This is a genomic window from Gaetbulibacter saemankumensis DSM 17032 (genome assembly GCF_000425645.1).
GTDB lineage: Bacteria > Bacteroidota > Bacteroidia > Flavobacteriales > Flavobacteriaceae > Gaetbulibacter > Gaetbulibacter saemankumensis.
In genome coordinates this window covers 844,170-870,365 of the sequence record NZ_KE384430.1, presented here as the reverse complement: position 1 = coordinate 870,365, position 26,196 = coordinate 844,170, and the positions used below count along the sequence as shown (strand labels likewise).

Genomic DNA, 26,196 nt, shown 5'->3' with positions numbered 1-26,196 from the left:
AATAATTTTACAACATGCTTAGAGATATTGTATCGAACGAATTATTTACGATTTTTATCATGCTAGGGCTTGTAAATGTGGCTATTACAAAATTAATAGCCCCGCACAGGTTTAACGATTTTGTCGTGATTATTGGCAATTCGAAGTACTTAAAAATATATTCTAGAGACCAGAAATTCTTCGATAAATTTGATGCTTTATTATTTTTCAATCTTATTTTATCGACTTCAATTTTTATACTTCTGCTAAACAAACAATTAACAGGTATTGTAGATTATTCACTAAATCAGGTTCTTAAATTACCCATAGGCATAGCAGTTATTATTTTAATAAAAGTATTTATAGAACGCCTTATTGGTAGCTTATTCGAAATCGACAAACTCATAGACCAATACTTATTTCAAAAAATAACTTATAAAAATTATTTAGGCATTTTACTTATTCCAATTAATGCCATTTTACTCTACAGTTTTACCCCTTCGTTAATTTTTATTTACAGCATAATTATCTTTTTGCTCATTATAAATATACTGGGCATTATTGGAACAATTAAGAACCATGAAAGTTTAATAAAGGGTAACTTTTTTTATTTTATTTTGTATCTTTGCACTCTTGAAATTGCACCTTATATTTTCTTATTTAAGATGTCCTTTTCTAAATAAATTGATGAACTAACACACTACTTTAACACATGAAAGTAAAAACCATTTTAGTATCTCAACCAGAACCTAAAATAGAGAACTCGCCCTATTTCGACCTCATTGAAAAACAAAAAGTAAAAATAGATTTTAGACCATTCATTCATGTTGAAGGAGTGTCCGCTAAGGAAATTCGGGTTCAAAAGGTAGATTTAAGCAAATACACAGCAATTATATTAACAAGTAGAAATGCCGTAGATCACTTTTTTAGAGTAGCTGATGAAATGCGTTTTAAGGTTCCTGACACCATGAAATATTTCTGTCAGTCTGAAGCCGTTGCCTATTATCTTCAAAAGTATGTGGTTTATAGAAAGCGCAAAATATATGTTGGAAAGCGTACTTTCGCAGAGCTTTCCCCATTAATTAAAAAATATAAGGACGAAAAATTCCTATTGCCTACTACAGATAAGGTTAAGGATGAAGTACCTGAAACTTTAAACAAGTTAGGTATTGACTGGAAGCAAGCTACCTTTTACAAAACGGTAATAAGTGATCTATCCGATTTAGCCGATGTGTTATATGATGTATTAGTATTCTTTAGCCCTTCTGGTATTGAGTCCTTGTTCCATAATTTCCCAGACTTCAAACAAAACAATACACGTATTGCAGTATTTGGCAATACAACTATAAAAGCGGTTGAAGAAAAAGGATTACGTGTAGATATCGCTGCACCAACTCCTGAAACACCTTCAATGACCATGGCTTTAGAAAAATACATTGAAAAAGTAAATAAAGGCAAATAACCTTTATTTCTACCATAAATAAAAAAGGATGATCAAAATGATCATCCTTTTTTTTGGTCTAATTTAGTTTAGTATTATGCTCATTTAAAAAGCATAACGTTGTGGTCCGCCGCGACGAATTTCTTCACTAGCAGAAGCTTCGTACTTTTTAAAATTCTCGCGGAAAGCGTTACTTAATTTAAAAGCTGTGGTGTAATATGCCTCGTCATCATTCCATGTAGCTCGAGGACTTAGCACTTTTGTTGGCACTCCCGGACATTGACGAGGTTGCGCAACTCCAAACACAGAATGTATATGATAATCATCGTAATTATATAAACCTAAATCGCCATTCAATACGGCATTAATCATAGCACGGGTATATTTTAATTTCATTCGCGTACCAACACCGTATGGACCACCCGTCCACCCAGTATTTACTAACCAAACATTTACGCCCGAATCTTTCATTTTTTTGCTTAACATTTCCGCATATTTTGTTGGATGTAATGGCATAAATGGCGCTCCAAAACAAGCCGAAAATGACGGTTGTGGCTCCACAACTCCTGCTTCGGTCCCAGCTACTTTAGCGGTATATCCCGATATAAAATGATAAGCTGCCTGACTTGGTGTTAGCTTAGAAATTGGAGGTAATACTCCAAAGGCATCAGCCGTTAAAAAGAATATATTTTTGGGATTCTTACCTATTGATGGCGTTTGAATATTTTCAATATGATCAATTGGATAACTTACACGCGTGTTTTGAGTTATTGACGTATCAGCGAAATTCACATGTCCGTTTTCATCTAAGATAACGTTTTCAAGAATTGCTCCTTTTTTAATAGCATCGAAAATTTCAGGCTCATTATCACGTGATAAGTTAATTACTTTGGCATAGCATCCACCTTCAAAATTAAATACGGTATCTCTGGAAGTCCAACCATGTTCATCATCACCAATCAAACTTCTATTAGGGTCGGTAGACAGTGTTGTTTTACCAGTACCCGATAACCCAAAGAAAATAGCCGTATCACCATCTTTACCAACATTTGCACTACAATGCATTGGTAAGGTTTCTTTAAATACTGGTAAAATAAAGTTCAATGCAGAGAAAATGCCCTTTTTAATTTCTCCTGTATATCCTGTTCCTCCGATAAGGGCTATTTTTCTGGTAAAATTCAAAATTGCAAAGTTATGCTGACGTGTACCATCAACTTCTGGGTTGGCCATAAAACCCGGTGCATTTACCACAGTCCACTCCGCATCAAAAGTTTTCAATTCTTCTTCCGTAGGCCTTAAAAACATATTATAAGCAAATTGATTACTCCACGGAAATTCATTAATTACACGAATGTTCAATTTATAATCTGGGTCGGCACAAGCATAACTATCTCTTACAAAAACCTCTTTATTAGATAGGTAATCTGTTACTTTATTATAAAGCGCATCAAATTTTTCTGGGTCGAAAGGAATATTAATATCTCCCCACCAAACACGATCTTTTGTAACATCATCTTTAACAATAAATCGATCCTTAGGAGAACGTCCTGTAAATTCTCCAGTATTTACAGCTAAAGCACCTGATGAAGCTTCTACCGCCTGTCCTTTTTCAATAGCGATAGCATGTAAATCATCTGGCGATAATTGATACCTTACTTCGGCATTTTTTATACCATAAGTTTCTAACGAAATCGTTTTCGTAACCTGTTTGTAATTTTCCATAATTCGGATTAAAATTATTTACTCCGCAAAATTAATAGTTTAATTTTTAATAATCTATAATCAAACCCTATTTTAAGATTTAATTCTTAAAAAATTAACAACCAATAAGCCCCAAGAGCCTATTAAAAGCAGCCCTCCAATTGGTGTAATAAATCCAATGGTTTTGAAGTCGAAATTTGTTAACTCATTGGTAGCCAAAAAATAAATTGATCCTGAAAAGAAAACCACTCCCAACATAATAAGATAAAACAGTGTGTTTTTTAATTTATCAGTTAAAAATGGTACATATCCAACAAAAAGTAACAATATCGCATGATACATTTGATAACGCACACCCGTTTCAAACGTTTGCTGTGCCTCCAGACTAATCAATGCTTTTAATGCGTGTGCTCCAAAGGCACCTAGTATGATACTCAAGGCTCCTAAAACACCACCCGCTAATAATACTGTTCTGTTCATATCTAAATATTATTATATAAGTAAATACATAAAGTATTTACTAAATTAGTACAACAAAATTACTCAACTAAACCCATTATGCGAAAGATTTTAGTAATTGGTTCCGGAAAATCGACAGCTTTTCTATTAAAATATTTTTTAGATAAATCGTCCACAGAAAATTTATTCATAACCGTTGGTGATTTAAATATAAATAACGCGAAAGTGCTTTTTAAAACCTATTCCAATATCGAATTTATTACCTTGGATATTTTCAATGAAGTCGAGAAAACTAAGGCTATTAAAAACTCAGATATTGTAGTGTCTATGCTACCAGCCCGATTCCATATTGAAGTAGCCAAAACTTGTTTAACTCTAAATAAAAATTTAGTTACAGCCTCTTATGTTAGCTCCGAAATGCAGTCTTTAGATACAGAAGTAAAACAGCAAGGACTTGTTTTTATGAATGAAATTGGGGTTGACCCCGGAATAGACCACATGAGTGCCATGCAAGTTATCGACCGTATTCGTGATGATGGTGGAGAAATGATTCTATTTGAATCGTTTACCGGAGGCTTGGTGGCTCCCGAAAGCGATAACAATCTTTGGAACTATAAATTTACCTGGAATCCCAGAAATGTTGTAACAGCCGGACAAGGGGGTACTGCCAAATTTTTACAAGAGAACACATATAAATACATTCCCTACAACAGATTATTTAGAAGAACGGAATTCTTAGAAATTGAAGGTTATGGTCGTTTTGAAGTCTATGCGAATCGTGATTCCTTAAAATACCAAAGTAGCTATGGTTTAGACCATATACAAACCTTGTATAGAGGCACCATGCGACGTGTCGGTTTTAGTCGCGCATGGAACATCTTTGTTACTTTAGGCATGACCGATGACAGCTATATTATTGAGGATAGCGAATACATGAGCTATCGCGATTTTGTAAACGCCTTTCTCCCATACAGTCATACCGATTCTGTTGAATTAAAACTACGACATCAACTTAAAATTGAGCAGGATGATATTGTTTGGGACAAATTAGTAGAACTCGATATTTTCAATCCGAATAAACGCGTAGATTTGAAAAAAGCAACTCCCGCCCAAATCTTACAAAAAATCCTCATGGATAGCTGGACCTTAGCTCCTAATGATAAAGACATGATTGTCATGTACCATAAATTTGGTTTTGAAAAAGACGGTGAGAAATATCAAATTGACGCGAACATGGTTGTTATTGGAGAAAACCAAACCTATACAGCCATGGCCAAAACCGTTGGTTTACCAGTTGCTATAGCGACCTTAGCAATACTAAACGGAAAAATTACTACTCCAGGCGTGCAAATTCCTGTAACAAAAGAAATTTATGAACCTGTTTTAAAAGAATTACAATCTTACGGTATTGTATTTAAAGAACATAACGAACCGTATCTAGGTTATAACCCTTTAAACTCATAAATTTCTTTCGATCTATTTATTACTCTAACTCAAGCCCTAACCAGTCATTTATGGTTTTATTAAATCGAGCTCGCTCTGAATCGGTAAAATTTTTAATGCGCGCATTCCCGTGATGTTTCCCTTTTAAAACAAACCACTGAGAATCTACCGATTTACTTTTAGGAACTCCCGTTGCCGACCAGGTATCGTTTCCTCCATAGATATAAATAAAATGATCTCCTTTTTTCTTTAACCATTTACTAACATCCGATAATAATTCATCTCCCTTAAACGGCACTTTCATATGATTTGGAGTAAAGGCCGCATGCGGATTTTTTCCTTTTGGTAGAGCTTTTAATAATTTTTTAAAATCCTTAGTTTCATAACCGTAATAACCAAATTCTTCGGCAGACTGATAATAATGTGATGCATATTTGGTCATTGTTTCATCGGCAAAAAACGACATATCACAAACCTTAATTAAATGTTTCGTTTTATCTTCTATAGATGCATTCTTGAACGGAATATCCTCACAACTTGTACCCCACTGCCAAAAAGAAAATGGATATTCTAAAACCGTTAATTCAAAAGCCTCTTCTAACGACAAATAGCTGTAATGCACATTGCGTCCAAGACTATAAAACTTTAGCAAAGGCAATATTTCCTCTCTGTTTTTTAGAATATCCTTCTGAAAATTTTGAATCTTATTTCTACACTTGGCAGTACCAATAGTGTCGAAGAATTTATAAATACGTTTATCTTCAAAACTATTATTTATGGGCGCAACATAGGGCACACTTACATCGACATCTTCAGGGTAAAAATAGCGATAAAATACCGTGGTACTTCCTCCCTTACTTACTCCAGTACTTACCCATTTATTTTTGTAAATATTCCCTAAAAGCGTTCTAATATGGTGTAAATCGGCGGTTACTTGTTTTAAATTCAAATAATCATAATCTATTTCTTTTGGTGAACTATCACCAAAATATCTATGTTCTACATCAATTTGATTGGCTTTTAAAACCCTCGATAATTCAAAAATACTATTGCTGTTTTTTGTATATCCCTGAGTGATAATAACCGATGGCGCATCAAAACTTAAATGTGATAGATACACTTTTTGATGAAAATAGCCTTTAGAGGTATCAGAGTGATCGATGGGCTGTTTTACTTTCAACATATAAGCTGATTGATAACCTTCTGGTGTTTCAATTTTCTCGAAACTCACATCTGGCAGTTCAAAAAGCAAGGTTTCTAAAGAGGCGCTCTGAGCAATTAATTTTGTAAAACATATGAAACTAAAGAGTAAAATAATACTGTATCTTTTCATCTAAAAGTTGATTTAAGTTTGATTTTCAACAAAACTAACTAAAACTTTTTTTCAAACATCTAACAAATTTATCTAAAATAGGTGACAAAAAAAGCCCGAGCAATCACTCAGGCTTTTTGTTCTATTCTACTCTTTATTTAAAGATAAATCTAACTTTGGGAGAATAAACTTTCTCTTTAAATAGAAGATTATTCAGATTATTGCATTTTCATTAACCAATTGCGTACATCGACTTCACCTTTGATAATATCTCGCAAGTCTTCAATTTTAACACGTTCCTGCTCCATGGAGTCACGATGACGAATGGTTACTGTATTATTTTCCAAAGTATCATGATCAACCGTAATACAGAATGGCGTTCCGTTAGCATCCTGCCTTCTATAACGACGGCCTACAGCATCCTTTTCGTCATAAATTACATTGAAATCCCATTTCAATTCATCTACAATTTTACGTGCTACTTCTGGTAGACCATCCTTTTTAACCAAAGGTAAAATAGCAGCTTTAACAGGAGCTAAAACACTTGGTAATTTTAAAACGGTTCTTGTACTTCCATTTTCTAATTCTTCTTCTACTAAAGAATTTGAAAATACTGCTAAGAACATACGGTCTAATCCTATAGAAGTCTCCAATACATAAGGCACATAACTTCTATTTTCTTCAGGGTCGAAATATTGTAATTTTTTACCCGAATATTTTTCATGCTGACTTAAATCGAAATCGGTTCTAGAATGAATCCCTTCTAATTCTTTAAATCCGAATGGAAATTTAAACTCGATATCGGCAGCAGCATCCGCATAGTGCGCTAATTTTTCATGATCGTGAAAACGATAATTATCTGCACCCATTCCTAAACTTAAATGCCACTTTAAACGTGTTTCTTTCCAGTGTTCATACCACTCTTTTTGAGTTCCTGGCTTTATAAAAAACTGCATTTCCATTTGTTCAAACTCACGCATTCTAAAAATAAACTGTCTTGCTACAATTTCATTTCTAAACGCTTTACCTGTTTGAGCAATACCAAAAGGGATTTTTAAACGACTGGTTTTCTGCACATTTAAGAAGTTTACAAAAATACCCTGTGCCGTTTCTGGTCGTAAGTACAAATCCATGGCATTTTCGGCCGAAGCTCCAAGCTTAGTGCCAAACATTAAGTTAAACTGCTTTACATCGGTCCAGTTCTTACTTCCTGTTAATGGGTCTGATATTTCCAACTCTTCAATTAATGCTTTCACATCGGCTAAGTCTTCATTTTCTAAAGACTTTGCCATTCTTGATAAGATGGTATTTATTTTTTCCTGATACCCTAAAACACGTGGGTTTGTAGATACAAATTCTTCTTTATTGAAGGCCTCACCAAAACGTTTGGCAGCCTTTGCTACTTCCTTATCAATTTTCGCTTCAATTTTAGCACAATAGTCCTCAATTAAAACATCGGCTCTGTAACGTTTTTTCGAATCTTTATTATCGATTAATGGATCGTTAAAAGCATCAACGTGACCAGAAGCTTTCCATGTGGTAGGGTGCATAAATATTGCAGCATCAATGCCTACAATATTTTCATGCATTTGCACCATGGCTTTCCACCAGTAGTCGCGAATGTTTTTCTTTAATTCTGCACCATTCTGAGCATAGTCGTAAACGGCACTTAATCCGTCGTAAATTTCACTGCTCTGAAACACGTAACCATACTCTTTTGCATGAGAGATTACTTTCTTAAATTGATCATCTTGATTTGCCATAGTGCAAAAATAAAAAACCGCTTTAAACAATTGATAGTCTTAGCTAAAAATTAAACAGCTAATCGTTTAATTTTTTTAATTAAGTTTATGTAACCAAATTACCCGAATCATGTTACAGTCTATTGTTAATCTTTTCTTTCCTAAAGTCTGTTATGCCTGTCTGGAACTACTACAAGACAATGAAGATACCATATGCACAAATTGCAGGCACGATTTACCGGTAACCAATTATCATTTTAATGATGATAAAACCATACAAAAAGTGCTTTACGGACGTGCCAAAATTGAAAACGGGACAGCTCTTTTTAGATTTGAAAAGAAAGGCTTGGTACAACAACTTATTCATGGTTTAAAATATAGAGGCTATCAGCGTATTGGATTTATTTTAGGTAATTGGCTGGGAGCAGAATTAAAAACCATTCCTGCATACCAACATATTGATGCCGTAATTCCAGTACCGCTTCACAAAAAGAAACTAAAAAAACGAGGCTATAACCAGGTGACTAAGTTTGCAGAACAATTAGCCTGTTCATTGGATGCAGAATATTTAGACCATGTATTAATTAAAACAACCAACACGAGTTCTCAGGTTAATAAAATTCGTTTCGCCAGGTGGAACAAAAGCAACGAGTTATTTTCGATTAAAAATAAAGAAGCCATTAACAACAAACATATTCTACTGGTAGACGATTTAATAACAACCGGTGCCACTTTAGAAGCCTGCATTGAAGTTTTAAATGAAGCCGACAACCTAAAAATTAGTATTGCGACCATAGCAATAGCATAAAGAGTTGGGTAATATATCTTCAAAATTATGTAGGTTTGCATTGTACATCTGATTACCAAAAACAGGCATCATTTCAGATTAAAAAATTACAGGTAATGAACACATCTTTTTCCAATACTTTTTTGGCTTTATTAATAGGGCTAACTTTAGTAAACTGTGCTAATCGTGGTACGCCACAAGGAGGCCCCAAGGATGAAACACCTCCTGTGATAATTAAATCTGAGCCAGAAAATTTCAGTACCAATTTTAAGGGGAATGAAATTAAAATTTATTTTGATGAATTTATCAAAATAAAAGACCTTCAAAAGCAGTTAATTATCTCGCCTCCCATGAAAACGCAACCTTTAGTTACACCTATGGGTAGTGCCAGCAAACATATTACAATTAAAATTGAAGACACGCTTAAACCTAACACCACCTATGCCTTTAACTTTGGAAACAGTATTGTAGATAATAACGAGGGGAACCCCTACCCATATTACCGCTATGTATTTTCAACAGGCAGTTATATTGACTCTTTGAATGTGCAAGGTAAAATTTTAGATGCCTTGTATAATAAAGCCGAGTCGTTTGTTAATGTTGGACTTTATGAGGTAGATTCAACCTTTACCGACTCTATAGTTTACAAAGAAGTCCCCACATACATTACCAATACATTAGACAGCTTAACCACGTTTTCTATTGAAAATATCAAGGCTGGAAAATACATGCTTATGGCTTTAAAAGATGGGAACGGTGACAATAAATTTCAGCAAAAAACAGATCAGATTGGGTTTCACAATCATTTTATTGAGGTACCCAACGACTCGCTTTATACCCTGCGATTATTTAAAGAAGACCTAGATTTTAAAGCTTCCAGACCTACGTTAGACGTTGGGCAGAAAATTACCTTTGGATACGAAGGTGATTATAGCCAAATGAAAATAAAATTAAAATCTGAAGTCCCTGCCGACTTCGACCATCGTATTACAAAAGATGAAAAAACAGACACTTTATATTATTGGTACAAACCTAAATTAGAAGTTGATTCTTTAATATTCAATGTGTCGCATCCCACCTTTAACAAAGATTACACCGTAAAAATTCGTGATAAAGAAAGAGACTCATTAACTCTAAAACCAATAGCTTCCGACGGCATTGATAACCCTTTTAAAATTCGAGGAAGTGTGCCGATTGTTAAGTTTGACAAATCAAAAATTGCTATTATAGATAAAGATTCTACAGCCATCGATTTTACGACCAAATTCGATACAATAAATAACATCTACACCTTAAATTTCGAAAAAAAAGAAGAGAACAGTTATAAAATTCGAATTTTACCTAAAGCCTTTGAAAGTTTCTTTGGAAAAACTAATGACACGCTTAATTTCACCACTAAAACAAAGGCAGCTTCGGCTTATGGCTATGCGCGATTTACTTTAGTAAATGCCACTTACCCCTTAATTGTTCAGTTAACCAGCCAAAAAGGAGAAGTTTTAGAAGAGCGTTATGCTACTGAAGAAGGTACGGTGGACTTTTATAATTTAACACCGAACACATATTATATTCGCGTAATACATGATACCAATGGCAATGGCAAATACGATACAGGTAGTTACTTAGAAAAAAGACAACCTGAATGGGTTACCCATTTTGATGCCATTGAAATACGTGCCGATTGGGGATACCCTGAGATTCTTCAGTTTACTGAATAGTAAAGGTATCACGGTCGTTTAAAAATTTTAATTTATTACGGTAATAATTGATATGATGACGTTCCAGAGTCACCACTTCTAATTGTTCCTTGTTTGGTTTTATATTGCTTATCGCATTCCCCAAAACATCATATACAGCAGAATTACCGGAATACTCATTAAGATCTTGGTCTGTACCAACGCGATTTACACCAATTACATAGCTCATATTCTCGATAGCTCTTGCTTTTAGCAAGGTATCCCAGGCTAATATTCTGGGTTTTGGCCAGTTCGCCACATAGAGCAACACATCATAGTTTTCGGTGTTTCTTGCCCAAACAGGAAAACGCAAATCGTAACATACTAAGGGGCAAAGTTTCCATCCTTTGTAATCTAGTGTGAGCTTTTGGTTTCCTCTGGCAAATACTTTTTCTTCGCCTGCCAAGGTAAACGTATGGCGCTTATCATAACTTGTTATTGCTCCATTAGGCTCGATAAAAAGTAAGCGATTAAAATATTTACCATCTTCTGAAATTATTAAACTTCCTGTAACAGCAGCATTTGTTTTCCTGGCAATTTTCTGCATCCACAAAACTGATTTTCCATCCATACTTTCAGCAACAGCACTAGCATTCATGGTAAAACCCGTGGTAAACATTTCTGGTAGAACGATTATATCGACTGGAGAGGTCATACTCGCTATTTTTTCAGCAAAAGCTTTACGATTTTCCTTAGGATGTTCCCAAACCAAATCGGATTGAATAAGTGCTACTTTTAGTTGATCTTGCATAAAAACAATGTTGTTAAATCTATCTATATTCAGCCTTTCGAATTTAACAAAAAGATTCTATATTGATTATTATAAATTATATCAAACTATATTCATCTTTTTAAGCAGAAATGACGCATTCATATTCTGGCATACGCCCAATTTTAACTTATAGTCGAAATGCAATTCGTCGTTAATAATTTCGGCATCGAAATAATAATTTTTTACCTGATTCAATTCCTTTTCAACTTCACACAAACTTAAATCGTGTGTCGCTATAACCCCTGTAGCTTGTAATGCGACTAATTTCTTTACAAACTTTAACGAACCAATCGCCTTATCTGTACTATTAGTCCCCTTTAAAATCTCATCTAATACTATAAAATAAGCATCATCTTTTATGGTTTCTACAATATGTTTTAAGCGCGTTAATTCTGAAAAGAAATACGAACTATCATCGGTTAACGAATCAGTGGTTCGCATACTTGTAATCAATTTAATTGGGTTATATTGACTTGACTTTGCACAAACCGGCAATCCCATATTAGCCATGACAATATGTAAAGAAATGGTTCTTAAAAAAGTACTTTTACCCGCCATATTTGCCCCGGTAACAATAAAAAACTGTTGCTTATCTATAAGTACATCGCTATCTATGCGCTTTGCTTTATTTAATAAGGGATGCCCCAGACTTTGCGCTTGAATCACGGCACCGCTAGTAACTATGTCTGGGAATATAAATTCCGGGTGATTAAAAACAAAATTCCCTAAAGTATTATAGGCATCAAAAAACGAAACCACATCAAACCAATCTTCCACTTTATGCCCATGCTCTTTAATCCACTGTTCGATATGATAGCTATGCTTTAAATCGGTTAAAAACAATCCGTTCCCGAATATAGCTGAAATCAAGTTATTTCGATTATCCAAGGCATCCAGACGCTTTGAAAGGGTTTTAAATAATACCGAAGCCTTTATATGATCTTCTTCAATTTGCTCCTGTTTTTCCTTAAGCAAATGAGAAGTAAATACTTCGTTTTCTATTAAATCTAATAATTGAGCATAATGGCGAAAGGTGTCTTTTACCTTATCGGAATTTGCAGATAATATATTAATACGTTTTACATACATACCTGTAAGCCCCAAACCAATTAACAACCAATACCCAAGAAAACTAATATCTAAAACTTTAAAAAATGACGTCAGAATTAAAACCAGGGTTACCCCAGAGAATACTATGGGCAGAAACTTCATTGCTTTAGGAATGGATAATTTGTAGGTATTTAACCAATCTATAATTTGTTTAGCAGGCGTTTCCACATTTACCAAACTTGAGGTTGCCGAATAGGCTTGTCGCCATTTAGATTTAGTACTTAACTCCCGAATCGCTTCCTGCCTTAATGGTATATCACTAATATTATTCGCTTTAAAATCATGAGCCAATTTTTTGGAACCTTCTACTATTGTGGTTCTGTTTATATATTGATAGAGAGACCCTCGGCCAAACAAATCGATATCTAAACTATAATCGTGCTTAGGATCTTGAAACTCTAAGCCTTTATCACGATGATGAAAATCGCCAGAATTAATTCTAATCTCTTCTTCATTGATTGTAGCCAGCGCATTTTTAAAAAGTCTTTGCGACTTGATGTCATTATATTTAGAAAGCAAGAACAAAAATACGGCAACACCAATAAATCCAATAACAAGGGCGCCTTGCCAATATGTAAAACTTAAATAAACTCCTAACCCCGTTAGGACAAAAGTTAACAACCTTAATAAACTTAACAAAGTCATGCGTTTATAAAGTTGTTTGGCTTCTAAAGTATATAATTGTAAGTGTTCTTTATAATAAGAAATCGGATTGTTCATGCACTATTAAATTGAATATTTAAAGTAACAAAAAAGCCCTGAGATAACTCAAGGCTTTTAACACATTATTTATTGTTTTAGTCACGAGACATGAATATTCTAAGCACATACCAAAATAAAAGCATTAAGGAGGCAAATAATCCCAATGCCGCAGGTATATAATCATCAGAAGTGTATTTATTAACCAAGTTAGATGTTTGATATAAAATCGATCCTGCTGCTAAAACACACATTCCAACGGAAAACCAAAGTCCAAGATTAAATCCAAACAAAGTACCTGCTAATATTAACCCTATTGCAATAAAAAATCCAATAGTTAGGCCTGCCTTTAAAAATGAAAAATCTTTTTTGGTTACAAATACAATAGCCGATAAACCTGTAAACAAACACAAGGTAACAATTGCCGCCTGATTTAAAATTTCAGGCCCTGAATCCATATAAAAAGCCGCGATATATATTATAGGCACAAAGATGAGAGCTTCTGCTAAAATATAAAGTCCATAAGCCAGATACTGCATATTCTTATCCGAAGTTCTTAAAGTCATATTTTCGGCATAGTTTGTTACTAACATAAAACCACCAAGCATGATTAACCAGCGATAACCTTCAGTCATCGACAACATAAATTCCACAATGGTTTCACTCTGCAATAATAGATATTCAAGTAATACAAACACCAAAACACCCCCCGCCACATGGCTATATGTTTTTTTATAAAAAGCCACTTTATCTACTTCAGATAATTGAGCTACCATTAATTTATTTTCAACCGTATTCTCCATAAAATTTAGTTTTTTGATTAGACTCTAAATATATAAAAAGAAACCGAATTCTTACATAAAAGTAAAAATTCGGTTTCAGTACTAAATATTATGCAGATTAATCTCTTGACCCACCTAAAACACGTAATCCCCAATACAGTAAGTTTGCTAACGCCCCAATTGCAGCTACCAGATAAGTTCTTGCTGCCCATTTAAGCGCATCTTCCGAACCGGCATACTCCTCTCGAGACACCATGTTTTTATTTTTAAGCCATGCTAAAGCACGGTTACTAGCGTCATATTCTACAGGCAGGGTAATAAAACTAAACAAGGTTGCCGCAGCCATAAATACCAAACCTATGACCGCTATGTAAAATCCCATACCGGCACTTTCAGCTGCACCGAGAATCAAGCCTCCAATAACCAACCATTGCGACATTCCCGAGGTAACACTTACTACGGGCACTAAAGCCGAACGCATCTTAAGCCATTCATATGCCTGAGCGTGTTGCACGGCATGACCACATTCATGAGCAGCTACTGCCGCTGCGGCCGCATTACGCTCATGATAAACCGCCTCACTTAAATTAACCGTTTTATTCTTTGGGTTGTAATGATCGGTTAAACGACCTGGGGTAGAAATAACCTCAACATCATATATACCATGATCTGCTAACATCTTCTCTGCAATCTGTGCACCAGTCATACCATTACGTAAATGGACTTTTGAGTATTTATCGAATTTCCGTTTTAAAGTATTGCTTACCAACCAGCTAACCAGCGCAATACCTCCTATTAATATATAATATCCAAACATTGTTTTCTTTTTAAATTTTCATACTAAATATAACAAAAATAACGCCAAGATTAAAGAGATGATATTCTGTCAGTAGCCAAATAATTGTTAAAAATAAGAACATAAAAAAGCGGGATGCTTTTTTATAAACATCCCGCTTTTAATATATTAATTATAGTCTTTTATTAAGACGCTACGTATTCTAAATCGAATGCTTCGGCGATTTCTTTATAAACGATATCTCCCTTAACAACGTTTAATCCTTTAGCTAATGACGCATTGTTAGCACAAGCTTGCTCCCATCCTTCGTTAGCTAATTTAATTACGTAAGGTAACGTTACGTTTGTTAAAGCTACAGTTGAAGTATAAGGCACAGCTCCTGGCATGTTAGCAACACAGTAGTGTACTACATCATCAATAATGTAAGTAGGATCTTCGTGAGTCGTAGCTTTTGTTGTTTCGAAACAACCACCTTGGTCTACGGCAACATCAACGATAACTGTTCCAGGACGCATTTCCTTAAGCATATCTGCAGTAATTAATTTAGGGGCCTTTGCTCCTTTAATTAATACACCACCAATAATTAAATCGGCATCTGTAATATGTTTTCTGATGTTATACTCACTAGAGAACTCTGTATATACATTAGCTGGCATGATATCTGCAATGTAACGTAATTGTTTCATGTTAATATCTAAGATAGTTACGTTTGCACCTAAACCTGCTGCCATTTTAGCTGCCTGAATACCTACAATACCACCACCTAATACTAATACTTTTCCTGGACGTACACCTGGCACACCACCTAGTAATACACCTCTACCTTTAATTGGTTTCTCTAAGTATTTAGCGCCTTGCTGAATAGACATTCTACCCGCTACTTCAGACATTGGAATTAATAATGGTAAAGTACCATCTGCATCTTCAACAGTTTCGTAAGCAATACATACAGATTTGCTATCGATCATAGCATTTGTTAAAGCCTCACTTGATGCAAAATGAAAATAGGTAAATACAACCTGATTTTCTTTAATCAAGCTATATTCTTGTTCTATCGGTTCTTTAACCTTAACAATCATTTCAGCTACATCATAAACCTCTTCAATGGTATCTAGAATAGTCGCTCCAGCTTCAACGTAATCTTTATCGAAAAAACCACTTCCAAAACCTGCATTTTTCTGCACGTATACCTCGTGATTTCTTTTCGTTAATTCGAATACACCTGAAGGTGTCATCCCTACTCTGTTCTCATTGTTTTTAATTTCTATAGGAACACCAATTTTCATTTTAATCTTATTTTAAAAAGTTAGCATTTAACAATTTGCATCAATTTTTAAAAATTGTTTGCGTGTAGCAAATGTCAATTTTATTTAAAAGATTCCTATCTACTTTAACAATTAAATAACAATTCCACAAAAACTATCTTTTTAATAGGGTTTTATTAAATATTCTTCAATTACAAATCTGCCGTATTATACTTTAATGAAAAACTTTTTTTCTTACAAGAATCTAAAAACAGAATACCAATAATTACATAAAGGAACATACCCCTTCACATCAAACCTAAACATAGTAAATTGCACAGGTTGACAACCTGATTATTTGAAGTCGCACCATAGAAACAGTGGTGACTTTAAAACAAGAAAGCTATTACCCATAATTATGGGTAATAGCTTTTTAGATTATTCTTGTTTGAAAATATTATATAAGCAATGCGTTAGCCAACAATGTTAACTATTTTTCCTGGCACCACAATTACTTTCTTAGGTGTTCTTCCTTGTAATTGCTCCTGGGTTTTTTCATGAGCCAATACGGTTTTCTCAATATCTTCCTTACTCATATCTAATGGCAACTCTAAAGTAAAGCGCATTTTACCGTTAAATGAGATTGGGTAATTTTTGCTGCTCTCTACTAAATGACTCTCATCGAATTTAGGAAACGCCGCTGTTGCAATAGACTCATTATGCCCCAGCTGACTCCATAATTCTTCAGCGATATGTGGTGCATAGGGTGAAATTAAAACCAATAACGGTTCTAAAATGTCTTTAGAAGTACATTTTTGAGAAGTTAATTCGTTAACCGCAATCATGAACGTTGATACCGAAGTGTTGAACGAGAAATTCTCGATATCTTCCTGTACCTTTTTAATGGTTTTATGAAGGGTTTTTAAACTATCTGCACTTGGTTCACTATCAGTTACTCTTAATCCGTTATCATCGTTATACAGCTTCCAAAGTTTTTTAAGGAAGGAATGCACACCGGTAATACCAGCTGTATTCCAAGGTTTGTATTGCTCCAAAGGTCCTAAGAACATTTCATATAAACGTAAGGAGTCGGCGCCATAATCTTCACAAATACTATCTGGATTTACCACATTGTATTTCGATTTCGACATTTTTTCGACTTCGCGAGAGACTGTTATTATTGTATCTGAGGTTATTTCAGAGTTATCTATTACTTTTTCTCCATCATAATAATGTGCATTCTGAAGAAGATCATAACGTTTATCTTCTTTTAAGTTCGTTAAGTCTAATTCATTTTTAAGATTCACAAAACTTACATCAATATTAGTTGTTTTAAATGTTTTATACCCTTGACTAAAAATAGAATCAGAACTATTCCATGATATATGAAGATTAATCTTATCCTCTAATGCTTCAGCAAGCACAGAAGGTAAATCTGATAATTGACCTTCTTTCTCATTTAAATCGTCATATACAGCCTTACTTATTATGATTTGTGTTCCGGGTGCTTGCTTATTTTCAGATTCATTAAATAATCTTCCTTCAATAACGTGTAAAAACGCACTCTCACCCAAAATCATTCCCTGGTTAATCAGTTTTTTGGCAAACTCATCAACAGGCACAACCCCTTTATCGAATAAGAACTTTTGCCAGAAACGTGAATATAATAGGTGCCCCGTAGCATGTTCGCTTCCACCTATATATAAATCGACATCTTTCCAGTAATTCAATGCTTCCTGACTTGCAAAAGCGGTATCGTTGGAGGCATCCATATAACGGTTAAAATACCAGGAGCTTCCAGCCCATCCTGGCATGGTATTCAATTCTAATGGGAATACGGTTTCATGATTTATTAAATCGTTAGAAACCACTTCATTTTTAGTAGTATCCCAAGCCCAAACGGTCGCATTACCTAAAGGTGGCTCACCGGTTTCGGTTGGTAAATATTTTTCAACTTCTGGTAAGTGTATTGGTAAATGTGCCGCATCAATCATTTGTGGCATACCATCGACATAATACACTGGGAAAGGCTCGCCCCAATAACGTTGACGACTAAATACAGCATCACGTAAACGGTAGTTGGTTTTCCCTTCACCACAACCTAATTTTTCTAACTCAGCAATTACCTTTTTGGTTGCTTCCTTATAATTTAAACCATTTAGGAAATCACTGTTCGCGATAATGGTTTTGTCTTTATCAGCAAAGGCTTCTTCCGAAATATCTACGCCTTCGAAAATATTTGGAATCGCAATATTGAAATGCTTCGCAAAATCGTAATCACGCTGGTCTCCACAAGGCACAGACATCACAGCTCCGGTTCCGTAACCCGCTAACACATAATCACCAATCCAAACCGGAATAGGTTCTTTGGTAAAAGGATGCTCGGCATAGGCTCCGGTAAAAGCTCCTGTAATGGTTTTTACATCGGCCATACGCTCACGCTCACTACGTTTCGCCGTTGCTTCAATATAAGCTTCAACTTCCGATTTTTGCTCTGAAGTCGTGATTTTAGACACTAACTCATGCTCAGGTGCCAAGGTCATAAAACTCACTCCGAAAATAGTATCAGGACGTGTAGTAAACACTTCAATAACCTCATCATGATTTTTCACATTGAAGGTTACTGCAGCTCCAACGGACTTCCCAATCCAGTTGCGCTGACTTTCTTTTAATGAATCTGTCCAGTCAATAGTATCTAAACCTTGAAGTAAACGCTCGGCATAAGCAGAAATACGCATGCTCCATTGGGTCATTTTCTTTCTAACTACCGGATGTCCGCCACGCTCAGACACGCCATTTACAATCTCGTCGTTCGCCAATACCGTTCCTAAAGCCGGACACCAGTTTACCTCGGTTTCAGCTAAATAAGTTAATCGGTATTGTAATAATATGTCTTGCTGTTCTTTTGTAGATAAAGCATTCCATTCGTCAGCTGTAAACGCTTTAACGGCATCATCACAAACCGCATTTACTTTAGCATTTCCTTCAGCTTCAAAAATTTTGATTAATTCTGAAATGTCTTCCGCTTTATCGGCATCGTTATTATACCAGGAATTAAACAGTTGAATAAAAATCCACTGGGTCCATTTATAATAGCTGGGATCTGATGTTCTTACTTCTCTTGACCAATCAAATGAAAACCCAATTTGATCTAGCTGACGTCTGTAGGTAGCAATATTTGTTTCGGTTGTAATAGCCGGATGCTGCCCGGTTTGAATCGCATATTGCTCAGCCGGTAAACCAAAGCTATCGTACCCCTGCGGATGCAACACATTAAACCCTTGATGGCGCTTGTACCTTGCATAAATATCAGAGGCGATATATCCCAGAGGATGCCCAACGTGTAATCCCGCCCCACTTGGATAAGGAAACATATCTAACACATAATATTTGGGTTTATCGCTATTGTTTTCAGCCTTAAATGTTTGGTTTGTGGCCCAATATTCTTGCCACTTTTTCTCGATTTGATTGAAATCGTATCTCATCTGATTGTTATATTCTTTAGTAACAGCATGCTATTACATCCAAACCTTCCGATAATGAATGTTTTAACCCGTTGTTATTCTTCATTTTTGAAAGCGCAAATTTACGGTTTATTCATAAAACTGAAAGCCTTTACAGGTAATTAATAAAATTGAATCATAAGGCAAGATTATAACAATCCAATAAGCATTCTTTTTTAATGACTATTTGTAATTTCGCAGCTTAAATACATGACCTTGATTAAAAGTACTACCAAAGCACATTTAGCATTATTAGGTGCCAATATTATTTACGGAGCCAATTACCTGATATCGAAAGGTATTATGCCGGACAAAATTGCACCCACTCCTTTCGTGTTTATTCGATTAATGATTTGTGTCACCCTTTTTTGGGGTATTAAATTCTTCCTTGTTAAGGAACGAATTGAAAAAAAGGACCTTTTAAAACTTGCCTTATGCGGACTGTTCGGTGGCTGCTTAAATCAGACTTTGTTTTTTCACGGCATCAATTTAACATCGCCAATAGATGCTTCCATCATTACTACAGCAACCCCCGTAATTGTTTTAATTTTTAGCTATATTATTTTAAAAGAACATATTACAAAAAACAAAATAATAGGAATTAGCTTAGCAGCAGTTGGCGCTATTTTTTTAATTGTTTACGGCAACAAAGCGGCAGGAACAAGTTCACTTCTAGGTAATGTCCTGGTATTAATTAACGCCTGTAGTTACGGATTATACTTAGTACTTGTTAAAACTTTAATGAGTAAATACCACCCCATAACGGTAATTAGCTGGGTATTTTTATTTGGTTTTATTTTTTTACTCCCAATAGGATTGCCTAGTTTTTTAAATACAAATTTTAGCTCCTTCGACACGCATACATATTTAACCATTGGCTATGTTGTTATATTTACCACCTTCTTTGCTTATTTATTTAATATTTATGCCCTTCGATTCGTATCCCCTTCAGTAACCAGTAGCTACATATATTTACAACCAGTAGTTAGTTTTATATTGGTAAGTATTTTGGCTTATGGATTTATGCAAACCCAATATGCGCAAGATATTAACTTAATTAAAATATTAAGTTGTTTTCTGGTAGCTGGCGGCGTTTATCTTGTTAGTAAACCTGAAAACATAAAAGTTACAAAACCATCTTATAACCCTAAACGTTAATTACAAATAAAACTTAATAGATACTAAAATTCAAGATAGAAGCAATTGCTTTTAAAAGACCTCTATGTTTTGAAGTTTCTTTAGAGATACTTTATTATTTTTACATCTTAAATCCTGTTATTTTATGAGTTCATCATTTGAAAAGCACCAGAAACGCCGACTTATATCTTCTTATTTCTCTGTGGTACTTAGTATCGCTTTGGTGTTATTTCTACTTGGCTTATTAGGGATGCTTGTTCTAAATGCTAAAAAAGTATCCGATCATTTTAAAGAACAGGTAGTCGTTACCATTTACTTAAAAGACACCGCTAAAGAGGTTGAAATCAATCAGCTTGAAAAAAGTTTAGCAATGGCTGACTATGTGAAAACTATTGAATATGTTTCTAAAGAACAGGCTGCTGAATTTATGAAAGCGGAAAATGGTGAAGATTTCATGGATTTCGTAGGTTATAACCCGCTTCAAAATTCTATTGATGTACGTACAGTTAAAAGCCGATTTTGTAACCTCGGAACATTTGGAAAAAATATCGAATGAAGCTTTAACCAAAAACTTTGTCGATGAAGTTACCTATGATAATGATTTGGTAAAACTTATGAATGATAATGTAAAAAAAATCAGTTTCTGGGTTTTAATGATAAGCGGTATTTTCACCTTAATAGCCGTATTACTTATTAATAGTTCTATCAGATTATCAGTATACTCAAAACGATTCACCATTAAAACCATGCAAATGGTTGGAGCCACCAAGCAATTTATTCGTCGTCCATTCGTTTGGAAAAGCGTACGTCTTGGTATTATTGGAGCTATTTTAGCATTAATAGGTATGGGTATTGTGCTGTATTATGTGAATAAAACCTTTCCAGAATTGGGCTTATTAAACACCCCTGTCCTGGTCATTGCCTTGTTTACGTTTGTCTTTGGTTTGGGCATTTTAATTACTTGGATTAGCACACATATTGCCACACAGCGTTTTTTAAATTTAAAAACAGACGAATTGTATTATTAATAACCCTGTTTAAATTACAAGACTGTTAACATCAAATTATTAAATAAATCTATTACTTTGCAATAAAGTAATCATTGATAAACATTATGGGAGAGAAAAAACAAAAAGACGCCATGAAACCAACTTTTGTATTTGAAAGGAAGAACTACAAATTCATGTTTATCGGCATTGTGTTTATTGCCCTTGGGTTTGCCCTTATGGCGGGTGGCGGTAGCGATGACCCGAATGTTTTCAATCCGGATATTTTTAGTTTTAGACGAATTCGTTTAGCACCAATGCTAGTACTACTAGGCTTTGGGTTTGAAATGTACGCTATTTTACTAAATCCTGACAAGAAGGAAAACTAAACCAGACTTTCGGCAAAATCTTTCGACATTTGCTTTACATAACTAATCGTATTGCGCATGGCATCATCTAAATTATCAGCGTGATGAATTACGGCATCCCAATAACTAATACCCAGAGCTTTTATAGCACTTTCCTCTAAATAAATTGTTCCGCACAAGGCAGCTACCGGAATATTTTTATCTGCAGCCGAAGAAATCACGCCCTGAATCGTTTTACCCGATAAAGTTTGCTTATCCAGTTGCCCTTCACCAGTAACAAGCCAATCGGCATTTTCAATTTTAGTATTGAAATCTGCAAGTTCCTTTACCAATTCAATTCCTGGTTTTAAATCACCTTTTAAAAACAATACTGAAGCAATCCCCATGCCCCCGGCCGCTCCACCACCTTTAACAGACAATACCTTAACATCGAAAACCGCATTTAGTATTTTGGAAAAATCTCGTAACCCCTTGTCCAGAAATTCAATTTCTGCATTTGAAGCCCCCTTTTGTGCCGCATAAACGTATGCCGCACCATGCTCTCCATAAAGCGGATTATTAACATCGCAAGCAATTTTAAAGCTAACGTCGAAAAGTTGTGGATGGACTTTAGTTACATCGATGGTTTTAACTTTTGAAAGATTGGCTCCCACAGGATTAAGAACCTCCTGATTAACATTTAAAAACCGGTAACCCAAAGCTGTAGCCATACCCATCCCACAATCGTTAGTAGCACTACCCCCAATTCCAAGAATAATGGTTCGCGCACCTGAATTAATAGCATCCAGAATCATTTCACCGGTTCCGTAGGTGGATGCATTTTTACAATCGTACATTTCAGGTTTCAACAGTTTCAATCCACTGGCTTCAGCCATTTCAATATAGGCCGTTTTAGAATCTTCCGCATATAAATAAGACGCCTTAATAGGCTCAAAAAAAGGATTTTTCACCTCAATTTGTTTCACCGTACCATCTAAATAAAACTTTACCACATCAATAGTACCATCACCACCATCCGCCATAGGTAACTTAATAATTTCAGCATTTGAAATTACCTCTTTAATACCTTGCTCGACAGTTTGGCAAAACTCTAATCCCGTTAAGGAGTTTTTAAACTTATCTGGTGCTAAAACTATTTTCACGTCTTTATTTTAAACCTTAGAATTAAAGTTACAATTTAAAATTTCAATTTGAAACTATAAATTCATTATAACTACACGATTATAGTGCTATTTTAATACTTTTGCGCCATGGAAATTATAGACGCAATTATTTTAGGTATCATCCAAGGACTTACTGAGTTTTTACCTGTTTCTTCAAGTGGACATTTAGAATTAGGCAAGGCCATTTTGGGAGACAATTCTATCCCTGAAGAAAGTTTAGTTTTTACTGTGGTTTTACACTTCGCAACGGCTTTAAGTACCATAGTAGTTTTTAGAAAAGATATTTTAAACTTAATAATAGGTGCCTTAAAATTTAAATGGAATGACGACTTACAATTTATAAGCAAAATTGCCATTTCTATGATTCCGGCCGTTATTATTGGTTTATTTTTTGAAGAACAACTGGAACTATTATTTGGTGGTAATATTCTACTGGTAGGAGCCATGCTCATTATAACAGCTATCTTACTATTTCTTGCCGACAAAGCTAAAGACACTAATAAACCTGTGTCCTTTAAAAATGCTTTGATTATTGGTATTTCTCAAGCTATTGCCATGCTTCCGGGTATTTCACGTTCTGGCGCTACGATTTCAACTTCCGTATTATTAGGAAACGACAAAACGAAAGCAGCAAGGTTTTCATTCTTAATGGTCGTACCTTTAATTTTAGGAAAAATTGCCAAAGATGTTTTAAGTGGTGATATTTCTATGGACAACCAGAACTTTACAGCCTTATCTGTCGGTTTTGTAGCGGCTTTTGTTTCTGGATTATTTGCATGCACCTGGATGATTGCGCTTGTTAAGAAGAGTAAACTTTCTTATTTCGCCATCTACTGCATTATTATTGGTTTATTTGCCATTATTTATTCATTATTATATTAATAGTATGCTTACTAAAGACGATTATATTGCCGGGCAGGTATTACTTATAGATAAACCACTTAACTGGACTTCTTTTCAAGTCGTAAACAAACTGCGCTGGGAGATTAGGCAAGCATTCAAAATAAAAAAAATTAAGGTTGGTCATGCGGGGACTTTAGATCCTTTGGCATCCGGATTACTCGTAATATGCACGGGGAAAATGACCAAACAAATTGATACGTTTCAGGGGCAAGTTAAAGAATATACGGGCACCTTTGTTTTAGGTAGCACGACGCCTTCATATGATCTAGAAACGGAAATAGACCAAAATTTCCCAACTGAGCATATCACCGAAAATTTAATTCATGAGGCTACCAAACAATTTATTGGGGATATTGAGCAATATCCACCAGTCTTTTCTGCCCTAAAAAAAGACGGGAAGCGCTTATATGAATTTGCGCGTGCCGGTGAAGCCGTTGAAATACAATCGAGAACGGTAAACATCCAAGAGTTTGAAATTACTAAAATTAACGATTTAAATATTGATTTTCGAGTGGTTTGTAGCAAAGGCACCTACATTCGTTCGTTAGCAAACGATTTTGGAAAAGCATTAAATTCAGGAGCACATTTATCGGCTTTACGACGCACAAAAATTGGTGACTTTGACGTTAAAAATGGGATAAGTATAGAAAACTTCATAAACGAACTAAAAGACCAAAGTTTGTAATTTTTCGTATATTAACTAAACAATGACCAAATTACTATTGATTTGCATTTAACAGATCAACATAAAGCCCTACTTATAACTTTCCTGATAACCGGAACGGTTCTTCTTGTGGTTTTTAATATGAATTTGAAACAATACTCGGAAATCATTGCAGAGAGTTATTACGAATTAGAGCCTGAAAAGGAGCTAACCGAAGAAGAAACTAAAATTTTAGAGGCGCTTGAAAAATTAAATGCAAGTAAAGCAGAAACCAACAAGGCTTTTAACGAAACCGACGATAATAAGCATTTTGCTCAAGCATTTAAACCTATTGCTCCTCCAAGCGATTATGTTCCAAAAAGCACTTCTAGTGAAAACAATCCATTGGAACACTTTGAGCATGAACTTCCGGAAAATTCAGAATTAAAGGAAACCGATTATTCTACCTTTAATAAAGTAAACGACCTTTTAAAAAAACAACAGGAAACAGGTGCCAATACGAAAAGTACCATGCATTACTCTCTTTCAGGGAGGAAACATTATTACATGCCCACCCCTATTTACTTATGCGAAACAGGTGGGAAAATTGTAATTAATATTACGGTAAATTCTAAAGGAAACGTAACAGACGCCTACGTAAATAGGTCTTCGACTTCTTCAAACCAATGCTTAATAGATCATGCTTTAGAATACGCTAAAGAAGCAAAATTTAATGAAGACCCAACTAAACCAAGTCAGTTGGGCTCCATCACATTTAATTTTATAGGCAAACACTAGGTTCTAATCGGCATAACAGCTTAGTAATATCTTCCACAATATTTTGTCCCTTATTTTGATTATACCAATGTTGTAAATCTTCTTTAAACTCAGCTGTTAACTTACCATATTTGTTTTTATAACGTGTAACAAAATTAGTAGCCTCGGTAGGTCTTGGACCATAAGTCTCGATCACATCACCAGTTTCATTATCAATCATGATCATTTTAGGAATAGACCGTGCTCCATTGGTTAAAAATTGATCCATTAATTCTGGATTGTCATCACGAAGCACAATTTTTAGATCGATATCATCATTTAATTCGGCAATCTTATTTATAACAGGCAGTACATGTGCCGCATCACCACACCAACTTTCAGCAATCATCAACCACGTTACGCTATGATTAAAATCTATTATTTTAAATTTATGTTCGTCAGAAATTTTTAAAGTCTTATCCCAACGCTTCATCCGATTATTATTAAGCTTCGTTAAATCGACAAAACTTTCAGATTTATCAGCTCCAGTCGTAGATTTATCCTCAACTAGCTGTCTTACTAAATCACGGTAGTCCGCATAGGACATACTATTTTCTAAACTGTTTTTTATTATAGAATTCATCGGCTTATATATTTTCGGGACAAAATTAGTATCTTGATATCTTAATAAAGATGATTTTTGTCATACTTTAACACTATAACTAACAGACTACTAA

The 26,196-nt window shown here is 34.8% G+C and carries 22 protein-coding genes and 1 pseudogene; 11 read left to right on the top strand and 12 right to left on the bottom strand.

Annotated elements, in window-relative coordinates; all coding sequences use genetic code 11:
• The first annotated feature begins 14 nt into the window (after positions 1 to 14).
• Entirely contained in the window at positions 15 to 662 is a 648-nt protein-coding gene (locus tag H611_RS0110530) for a DUF4271 domain-containing protein (RefSeq protein ID WP_027138339.1), read from the top strand.
• A 29-nt stretch (positions 663 to 691) separates the two neighbouring features.
• Entirely contained in the window at positions 692 to 1,441 is a 750-nt protein-coding gene (locus H611_RS0110525; RefSeq protein WP_027138338.1) for a uroporphyrinogen-III synthase, read from the top strand.
• An 84-nt stretch (positions 1,442 to 1,525) separates the two neighbouring features.
• On the opposite strand, the gene pckA is transcribed toward H611_RS0110525, so the two are convergent.
• Both pckA and H611_RS0110515 read right to left on the bottom strand, forming a co-directional pair.
• Positions 1,526 to 3,142 carry a phosphoenolpyruvate carboxykinase (ATP) gene (gene pckA, locus H611_RS0110520; RefSeq protein ID WP_027138337.1) on the bottom strand — a complete coding sequence of 539 codons (1,617 nt, stop codon included), beginning with the start codon at positions 3,140 to 3,142 and terminating at the stop codon, positions 1,526 to 1,528.
• 72 nt (positions 3,143 to 3,214) lie between these two features.
• On the bottom strand, positions 3,215 to 3,601 hold the full coding sequence (locus H611_RS0110515) for a DUF423 domain-containing protein (RefSeq protein WP_027138336.1): 387 nt from the start codon (positions 3,599 to 3,601) through the stop codon (positions 3,215 to 3,217).
• A 78-nt stretch (positions 3,602 to 3,679) separates the two neighbouring features.
• On the opposite strand from H611_RS0110515, the gene H611_RS0110510 reads away from it, so the two are divergent.
• Entirely contained in the window at positions 3,680 to 5,044 is a 1,365-nt protein-coding gene (locus H611_RS0110510) for a saccharopine dehydrogenase family protein (RefSeq protein WP_027138335.1), read from the top strand.
• Between the two features lie 19 nt (positions 5,045 to 5,063).
• Here H611_RS0110510 and H611_RS14225 read toward each other — a convergent pair whose 3' ends face one another.
• Entirely contained in the window at positions 5,064 to 6,356 is a 1,293-nt protein-coding gene (locus tag H611_RS14225) for a S28 family serine protease (protein ID WP_051238785.1), read from the bottom strand.
• A 197-nt stretch (positions 6,357 to 6,553) separates the two neighbouring features.
• The gene (locus tag H611_RS0110500) at positions 6,554 to 8,098 is read right to left on the bottom strand and encodes a glycine--tRNA ligase (RefSeq protein WP_027138334.1); all 1,545 of its coding nucleotides are present in this window, start codon (positions 8,096 to 8,098) and stop codon (positions 6,554 to 6,556) included.
• Positions 8,099 to 8,207: 109 nt separating this feature from the next.
• Between H611_RS0110500 and H611_RS0110495 the strand changes: the two genes are divergently transcribed.
• Positions 8,208 to 8,885 (top strand): ComF family protein, encoded by a 678-nt coding sequence (locus H611_RS0110495; protein ID WP_027138333.1) that lies wholly within the window; start codon positions 8,208 to 8,210, stop codon positions 8,883 to 8,885.
• 95 nt (positions 8,886 to 8,980) lie between these two features.
• Complete coding sequence (locus H611_RS0110490; RefSeq protein ID WP_027138332.1) at positions 8,981 to 10,579, top strand: Ig-like domain-containing protein; 1,599 nt, start codon at positions 8,981 to 8,983, stop codon at positions 10,577 to 10,579.
• Here H611_RS0110490 and H611_RS0110485 read toward each other — a convergent pair.
• The 6 genes from H611_RS0110485 to H611_RS0110460 form a co-directional block, all read right to left on the bottom strand.
• Positions 10,569 to 11,348, bottom strand: a complete 780-nt coding sequence (locus tag H611_RS0110485) for an amidohydrolase (protein WP_027138331.1) — start codon at positions 11,346 to 11,348, stop codon at positions 10,569 to 10,571. The two genes, H611_RS0110490 and H611_RS0110485, sit on opposite strands and share 11 nt — an antisense overlap.
• An 81-nt stretch (positions 11,349 to 11,429) precedes the next feature.
• A complete protein-coding gene (locus H611_RS0110480) occupies positions 11,430 to 13,199 on the bottom strand; it encodes a MutS-related protein (protein WP_027138330.1) in 1,770 nt (589 codons plus the stop codon).
• 77 nt (positions 13,200 to 13,276) lie between these two features.
• Positions 13,277 to 13,981: a Bax inhibitor-1/YccA family protein gene (locus tag H611_RS0110475; RefSeq protein ID WP_027138329.1), complete on the bottom strand. Its 705-nt coding sequence runs from the start codon at positions 13,979 to 13,981 to the stop codon at positions 13,277 to 13,279.
• A gap of 97 nt (positions 13,982 to 14,078) precedes the next feature.
• Positions 14,079 to 14,777, bottom strand: coding sequence for a zinc metallopeptidase (locus H611_RS0110470; protein WP_027138328.1), 699 nt, complete (start codon positions 14,775 to 14,777; stop codon positions 14,079 to 14,081).
• Positions 14,778 to 14,941: 164 nt separating this feature from the next.
• The gene (gene ald / locus H611_RS0110465; RefSeq protein WP_027138327.1) at positions 14,942 to 16,042 is read right to left on the bottom strand and encodes an alanine dehydrogenase; all 1,101 of its coding nucleotides are present in this window, start codon (positions 16,040 to 16,042) and stop codon (positions 14,942 to 14,944) included.
• A gap of 431 nt (positions 16,043 to 16,473) precedes the next feature.
• Positions 16,474 to 19,485: a leucine--tRNA ligase gene (locus H611_RS0110460; protein ID WP_027138326.1), complete on the bottom strand. Its 3,012-nt coding sequence runs from the start codon at positions 19,483 to 19,485 to the stop codon at positions 16,474 to 16,476.
• Positions 19,486 to 19,713: 228 nt separating this feature from the next.
• Between H611_RS0110460 and H611_RS0110455 the strand changes: the two genes are divergently transcribed.
• The 3 genes and pseudogenes from H611_RS0110455 (at position 19,714) to H611_RS0110445 (ending at position 22,015) form a co-directional block, all read left to right on the top strand.
• Positions 19,714 to 20,661 carry a DMT family transporter gene (locus H611_RS0110455; RefSeq protein WP_035483759.1) on the top strand — a complete coding sequence of 316 codons (948 nt, stop codon included), beginning with the start codon at positions 19,714 to 19,716 and terminating at the stop codon, positions 20,659 to 20,661.
• Positions 20,662 to 20,785: 124 nt separating this feature from the next.
• Positions 20,786 to 21,668: pseudogene (locus H611_RS14220) on the top strand (cell division protein FtsX).
• 86 nt (positions 21,669 to 21,754) lie between these two features.
• Positions 21,755 to 22,015, top strand: a complete 261-nt coding sequence (locus H611_RS0110445; RefSeq protein ID WP_027138324.1) for a DUF3098 domain-containing protein — start codon at positions 21,755 to 21,757, stop codon at positions 22,013 to 22,015.
• On the opposite strand, the gene H611_RS0110440 is transcribed toward H611_RS0110445, so the two are convergent.
• Entirely contained in the window at positions 22,012 to 23,136 is a 1,125-nt protein-coding gene (locus H611_RS0110440) for a glycerate kinase (protein ID WP_027138323.1), read from the bottom strand. The genes H611_RS0110445 and H611_RS0110440 overlap by 4 nt on opposite strands.
• Before the next feature lie 108 nt (positions 23,137 to 23,244).
• Between H611_RS0110440 and H611_RS0110435 the strand changes: the two genes are divergently transcribed.
• The 3 genes from H611_RS0110435 to H611_RS0110425 are packed head-to-tail and all read left to right on the top strand — an operon-like array spanning position 23,245 to position 25,501.
• Complete coding sequence (locus H611_RS0110435) at positions 23,245 to 24,039, top strand: undecaprenyl-diphosphate phosphatase (protein ID WP_027138322.1); 795 nt, start codon at positions 23,245 to 23,247, stop codon at positions 24,037 to 24,039.
• 4 nt (positions 24,040 to 24,043) lie between these two features.
• The gene (truB, locus tag H611_RS0110430) at positions 24,044 to 24,745 is read left to right on the top strand and encodes a tRNA pseudouridine(55) synthase TruB (RefSeq protein WP_027138321.1); all 702 of its coding nucleotides are present in this window, start codon (positions 24,044 to 24,046) and stop codon (positions 24,743 to 24,745) included.
• A gap of 42 nt (positions 24,746 to 24,787) precedes the next feature.
• Entirely contained in the window at positions 24,788 to 25,501 is a 714-nt protein-coding gene (locus H611_RS0110425) for an energy transducer TonB (RefSeq protein ID WP_245574791.1), read from the top strand.
• On the opposite strand, the gene H611_RS0110420 is transcribed toward H611_RS0110425, so the two are convergent.
• Complete coding sequence (locus tag H611_RS0110420; RefSeq protein ID WP_035483757.1) at positions 25,485 to 26,102, bottom strand: thioredoxin family protein; 618 nt, start codon at positions 26,100 to 26,102, stop codon at positions 25,485 to 25,487. The two genes, H611_RS0110425 and H611_RS0110420, sit on opposite strands and share 17 nt — an antisense overlap.
• Between the last annotated feature and the right edge of the window lie 94 nt (positions 26,103 to 26,196).

Excerpts from the sequence above, each read along its gene's own strand:
- H611_RS0110530 (WP_027138339.1), top strand. The coding sequence starts at position 15 with ATGCTTAGAGATATTGTATCGAACGAATTATTTACGATTTTTATCATG.
- H611_RS0110525 (WP_027138338.1), top strand. The coding sequence starts at position 692 with ATGAAAGTAAAAACCATTTTAGTATCTCAACCAGAACCTAAAATAGAG.
- pckA (WP_027138337.1), bottom strand. The coding sequence starts at position 3,142 with ATGGAAAATTACAAACAGGTTACGAAAACGATTTCGTTAGAAACTTAT.
- H611_RS0110515 (WP_027138336.1), bottom strand. The coding sequence starts at position 3,601 with ATGAACAGAACAGTATTATTAGCGGGTGGTGTTTTAGGAGCCTTGAGT.
- H611_RS0110510 (WP_027138335.1), top strand. The coding sequence starts at position 3,680 with ATGCGAAAGATTTTAGTAATTGGTTCCGGAAAATCGACAGCTTTTCTA.
- H611_RS14225 (WP_051238785.1), bottom strand. The coding sequence starts at position 6,356 with ATGAAAAGATACAGTATTATTTTACTCTTTAGTTTCATATGTTTTACA.
- H611_RS0110500 (WP_027138334.1), bottom strand. The coding sequence starts at position 8,098 with ATGGCAAATCAAGATGATCAATTTAAGAAAGTAATCTCTCATGCAAAA.
- H611_RS0110495 (WP_027138333.1), top strand. The coding sequence starts at position 8,208 with ATGTTACAGTCTATTGTTAATCTTTTCTTTCCTAAAGTCTGTTATGCC.
- H611_RS0110490 (WP_027138332.1), top strand. The coding sequence starts at position 8,981 with ATGAACACATCTTTTTCCAATACTTTTTTGGCTTTATTAATAGGGCTA.
- H611_RS0110485 (WP_027138331.1), bottom strand. The coding sequence starts at position 11,348 with ATGCAAGATCAACTAAAAGTAGCACTTATTCAATCCGATTTGGTTTGG.
- H611_RS0110480 (WP_027138330.1), bottom strand. The coding sequence starts at position 13,199 with ATGAACAATCCGATTTCTTATTATAAAGAACACTTACAATTATATACT.
- H611_RS0110475 (WP_027138329.1), bottom strand. The coding sequence starts at position 13,981 with ATGGAGAATACGGTTGAAAATAAATTAATGGTAGCTCAATTATCTGAA.
- H611_RS0110470 (WP_027138328.1), bottom strand. The coding sequence starts at position 14,777 with ATGTTTGGATATTATATATTAATAGGAGGTATTGCGCTGGTTAGCTGG.
- ald (WP_027138327.1), bottom strand. The coding sequence starts at position 16,042 with ATGAAAATTGGTGTTCCTATAGAAATTAAAAACAATGAGAACAGAGTA.
- H611_RS0110460 (WP_027138326.1), bottom strand. The coding sequence starts at position 19,485 with ATGAGATACGATTTCAATCAAATCGAGAAAAAGTGGCAAGAATATTGG.
- H611_RS0110455 (WP_035483759.1), top strand. The coding sequence starts at position 19,714 with ATGACCTTGATTAAAAGTACTACCAAAGCACATTTAGCATTATTAGGT.
- H611_RS0110445 (WP_027138324.1), top strand. The coding sequence starts at position 21,755 with ATGGGAGAGAAAAAACAAAAAGACGCCATGAAACCAACTTTTGTATTT.
- H611_RS0110435 (WP_027138322.1), top strand. The coding sequence starts at position 23,245 with ATGGAAATTATAGACGCAATTATTTTAGGTATCATCCAAGGACTTACT.
- truB (WP_027138321.1), top strand. The coding sequence starts at position 24,044 with ATGCTTACTAAAGACGATTATATTGCCGGGCAGGTATTACTTATAGAT.
- H611_RS0110420 (WP_035483757.1), bottom strand. The coding sequence starts at position 26,102 with ATGAATTCTATAATAAAAAACAGTTTAGAAAATAGTATGTCCTATGCG.